Origin of the sequence: Streptomyces sp. NPDC058646, assembly GCF_042716875.1 — a bacterium.
Taxonomy (GTDB): Bacteria; Actinomycetota; Actinomycetes; order Streptomycetales; family Streptomycetaceae; genus Streptomyces.
The window spans coordinates 1-1,952 of the sequence record NZ_JBHXRK010000080.1 but is presented as its reverse complement, the minus strand read 5'-3'; the positions used below and the strand labels follow the sequence as shown (position 1 = coordinate 1,952).

General features: G+C 38.0%; 2 protein-coding genes. Both read left to right on the top strand.

Annotated features, from left to right (window positions below; genetic code table 11):
* A partial coding sequence (locus tag ACFWUZ_RS36255; RefSeq protein WP_384382383.1) for a hypothetical protein occupies positions 1-892 on the top strand: 892 nt, incomplete at its 5' end.
* Between the two features lie 684 nt (positions 893-1,576).
* A complete protein-coding gene (locus ACFWUZ_RS36250; protein WP_375839303.1) occupies positions 1,577-1,750 on the top strand; it encodes a hypothetical protein in 174 nt (57 codons plus the stop codon).
* The last annotated feature ends 202 nt before the right edge of the window (positions 1,751-1,952 follow it).

Below are 1,952 nucleotides of genomic sequence, written 5' to 3'. Positions count from 1 at the left end.
TGACGCGGTTTTCATAGCTCCAAATGATGTTGTAAAAGTGACCACTATGAATCACGTCATTGAAGTTCAGCATATGGAGAAGATGAACCGGAAAAATAATATCAAAAAATTGGACAAGGATAGGTTTGTAGACCTCTCTACTGGGGAGATCCGGGAGTTCGAGCATTCGGAAAATCGGCAGGAAAATTATAATTCTTTGAGACAAACCTTTAAGAAGCTGCGTTATTTGATAAATAACAATTTTATAGGACGGCCAAATGAATTACATATAACTTTGACATACAAGAAAAATATGACGGACACGAAAAAACTTTATAGTGATTTTCAAAATTTTATCGACAGGTTGCGTTATAAATACAAGAAAGAAAGTTCGATAGATTATTTATCGGTGGTAGAGCCACAAGGACGTGGAGCCTGGCATTGTCATGTTTTAATGCGCTTTAATGATTTGGATAAGATTTATATTAAAAATGCTGAATTAAGGAGTCTATGGGGTTTAGGATTTGTAACAATCAAGTCATTAAAGGATATAGACAACATAGGAGCCTATTTGAGCGCTTATTTGACTGATATAGACCTAGAAGATGTCCAAGACAGGGAAACAGCCTTAAAAGTGGCTTCAGAGGGCTGTGAGGTGCAAACAAAGATCGTAGAAGGTCGGGAAAAGAAATTTTTAAAAGGCGGACGGCTGCACATGTATCCTTCCGGAATGAATATGTATCGAAAATCAAAAGGGATTGTTAAGCCGGAACGGGAAGAAATGAAGTTCGGAGACATAAAAAAAGTAGTGGGTTCGGCAAAACCACACTACGAGAAAAGTTATCATGTCGAAAATGACAATTTTGAAAACACAATTTCGTTTCTCCAGTATAACACAAAACGTGATTTTTGAAGCAAAACGGTTCCTCTTTATGGAGCCGTTTTTTTTATTTCCCGAAGGGTTATTTGTCAGAATGACAAACCGATTTCGAGCCGGCGAGAACCCATTGTCACACCACGATTTAGGGGGTGTGTATAAATGGGCACTCTCTGTGAAATTTGAAGCTTTGAAATTCCGAATGGCGCACTTATACACTCTGTCGAGTGAGTGCTAAAATGCTGAAGCATTTCCGTCAAGCGTGTGGAGGAATCTTGTAGAGAGATATAGCATAGATACCCGTATCTCTAGAGATATTTTGGTATATCCCTGCTATATCTATGGGGTATCTATGCTATATCTTTGGCTTCAAAAACGGCACCTGTTCTAAGAGCATAGAAACTCAACAGGCACAGCCTGTTTGACACCCTTTTTTTTAGGGTGGCACCGAGTTTCCTTATGCTCTTTTTCTCTGAAGCTAAACCTGTTTTATATGTCGTAGTCTTTTTATTGGGAGTGACCCCTTGCTGTACAATTTCCGGAGGTGCCGATAAGGGACGAATTTTCCCTTGTCGGTTGCCTTTGGGGATTGTAAGGGGTGGAGGCTCGGAATCAAAAGGAAACGAAATATCATTCCGAGTGTGCTTCTTTTTTCTGTTCTTGAATTCTATTATTTCCAATGTTAGAATTATGTTAACAACTTGTTAGGAGTGTGTTTGGATGGAAGAGAAAAAACAAATTGGACCTCGAATTACTGTTGAAACATTTAAAAAGCTAGAGTTATTAGCCGAACATTTTACAAAACACAATGAATTTGGAAGAGTTTCAAAAGATGCTGTAATTGAGTTTGCTATTAAGGAATTGTATAGGGACTATTTGGGAAAAGGACGCTAATTTTTGTTGAAAAACTGACTTCGGATTTGGGGTTCTTTATTATTAACTTGATTTTAATTAAACATTACAGGAAAAATTGAGGGGAAATGGATGGATAAACGCAATGGTGACGCGGTTTTCATAGCTCCAAATGATGTTGTAAAAGTGACCACTATGAATCACGTCATTGAAGTTCAGCATATGGAGAAGATGAACCGGAAAA

What these genes read in the sequence shown, in the direction of transcription:
- ACFWUZ_RS36250 (WP_375839303.1), top strand. Translation starts at nt 1,577, where the DNA reads ATGGAAGAGAAAAAACAAATTGGACCTCGAATTACTGTTGAAACATTT.